1 protein-coding gene and 1 pseudogene are annotated in these 2,628 nt (G+C 47.8%); both read left to right on the forward strand.

Annotated features, from left to right (window positions below):
- On the forward strand, positions 1-2,189 hold a 2,189-nt coding region (locus J0A69_RS22310; protein WP_206588848.1), incomplete at its 5' end, for a SusC/RagA family TonB-linked outer membrane protein.
- Between the two features lie 152 nt (positions 2,190-2,341).
- A pseudogene (locus J0A69_RS22315) lies at positions 2,342-2,628 on the forward strand (hypothetical protein); the annotation flags it as partial.

The following is a 2,628-nucleotide window of genomic DNA, read 5'->3' on the forward strand; positions in this document are numbered from 1 at the left end:
GGGCGTCAAGCCAGCAGCAATATGCCCTGAATGTTTCCGGTGGTTCCCAAAAGCATTCCTATCTGTTCAGTGCCGGATGGGACAGGAATTTTGGGGAAGATGTGGAATCAGACAATTCCCGACTGACCCTCAATACCAGACAGACCTGGAAAGCATGGAAGGATAAAGTGAGGATAACGACAGGTGCCTATTGGGTGCAGGGGAAGAGTTACAACGGCATGCCTGAAACAGCCAATTTTTACCCTTACGACAGGCTGGCGGATGAAGCGGGTAACCCACTGCCAGTTTATCGGAATTACAGTGTGAGGTTTAAGGATGCCAATCAGGATATTCTGGCTCTCAACTGGGATTATGTTCCTTTGGAGGAATTGGGTCTTTCAAGGACAAATGGGAGTTCTCAGGATCTGAGGCTTTTTACGGGATTGGATTATGATATTGGGGCTGGCTTCAGCCTGAATACCAATTACCAGTATTGGAGCAATAACCAGCAGGTTAGGTTTCATCAGCCGCTGGAATCCTATGTGGCAAGAGACCTGATCAATAATTATACGGAAGTGGATGAGGCAGGGAATCTGGTTCACAACGTGCCGATGGGAGGGCTTCTGAACCAGAACTTTGTTTCTTCTTATAGTCATAACGTGAGGGCCCAGTTGAATTACACCAAAAGCTGGGAAGAGCAGCACAGGTTATCTGCTTTTCTGGGAGGTGAGATCAAGGATTTTCAGTCAGAGAATTACACGGCTGGTTCCTACGGATATAGTGGGGACAATGGGCTTTCCCAACCTGTTGACTATTTGACGAGATACCGGGAATTTGCTACAGGAAGGTTAAGGACAATTCCTTTCAATGAGGAATTTGGGGGAAGAACCAACCGCTTTGTATCAGTTTTCGGGAATCTGGGATATTCTTTCAAAGAGCGCTATCTGTTGAATGCAAGTGTCAGAAATGATGCCTCCAATCTTTTTGGGGTAGCTACCAATCAGAAATCCGTGCCGCTTTGGTCAGCAGGAATGGGATGGGTTCTATCAGAAGAGGAATTCATGGAAAGCGGCCTGGTTGATTTTTTGAAACTCAGACTGAGCTATGGATACAATGGCAATACGAATCCGAATGCGACAGCCATTACGACAGCAACAGCATATGGGGGAGCCTTGAATTTTAATACAGGACTTCCTTTTTTGGCGGTCAGGACCCCTCCGAATCCTGAACTGGGATGGGAGCGGATCAAGATTGTCAATGCAGGGGTCGACTTCAGCCTGAAGGGCGGGGTTTTGTCAGGCTCCCTGGAATACTACGACAAGGTAGGCCTGGACCTGTTGGGGAACATATCCCTGTTTCCATCCTCTGGATTTTCACAGGCAACGGTGAACTATGCCTCGACGCAAACCCGGGGATGGGATTTTGTGCTGAACAGTCTGAATACTTCGGGTGAGTTCCGATGGGAGACCAGTTTTTTCCTGAGCATGGTCAAAGAAGAGGTCTTGGAAGTGGAGAATATTTCCACGGCAAGTCAACTGATCAATTACTCTCCTTCCTTGCCGAGCCCATCCATCGGAAGACCCCTGTTTGCGATCTACAGTCTGCCTTTTGCCGGCCTTGATCTTGCTGATGGGGCACCGATGGGATTTGTGGACGGGGAACCCAGCACCGATTATGCCACGATTTATGCGGAAGCGACTCCCGAGAACATCCTGTTCCATGGCAGTGCCAGACCAACCAAGTTCGGCGCCTTGCGCAATACCTTCAGCTACCGTGGCTGGAGCCTTTCGGCCAATATCTCCTATCGATTGGGGTATTATTTCAGGCGGCCTTCTGTTTCTTATGATGCGGTAAATAGAGGTGAAATCACACATGAAGATTATGATAGACGGTGGCAACAGCCAGGGGATGAAAGGATCACTTCGGTTCCTTCTGATCCCGGGGAAGTGAACCCACTCCGTTCCCAGTTTTACCTGGCCAGTTCTGAAACAGTGGAGAAGGGTGACCATATCCGGCTTCAGGATGTGAGACTGTCCTATACTTTTACACCCAAAGCCAGCGGAAATTGGCCACTGGGAGGGATTGAGGCCTATATCTATGCAAATAATCTGGGGATACTGTGGAAAGCAAGTGACAGGGTGAAAGATCCGGATTATTTGGTTTCGCCTCCTTTGACGAGCGTATCCATTGGATTTAGGACCGGATTCTGATTCTGGTTTATTTAAAAATATTCCCGGAGGCCGGAAATGGATTTCCCTTTTCTTTCTTCATACTGGTTGTTGCCATTTTCGGTGTTCCGGGATTTTTGCTTCTCCGTCCATTGAGAGGGGGATATATAAAAGACATTAATCGAAACATGATCATGAAAAATACAAGATACCTGCTTTGCCTTTTGGGGCTGGCATTGATCCTAAGCGGCTGTTCAGAATTTCTGGATAGCAAACCCAATAAGAATTTGGTTGTTCCTAAAACCCTGGATGATTTTCAAGGGCTTTTGGATGCCGAACTGAATGGGATGAACGTGGTTCCCATGGGGGGCTTTGTGAGTTCCGATGATGCCTATTTTGGCTCAGGCCTGTTGGCAAGACTAACCTTCAATCAGGAAGCTATTTACTTCTGGAGAAAGGAAATCTATCTGCCGGACGAGAA

Source organism: Algoriphagus pacificus (assembly GCF_017254845.1).
GTDB lineage: Bacteria > Bacteroidota > Bacteroidia > Cytophagales > Cyclobacteriaceae > Algoriphagus > Algoriphagus pacificus.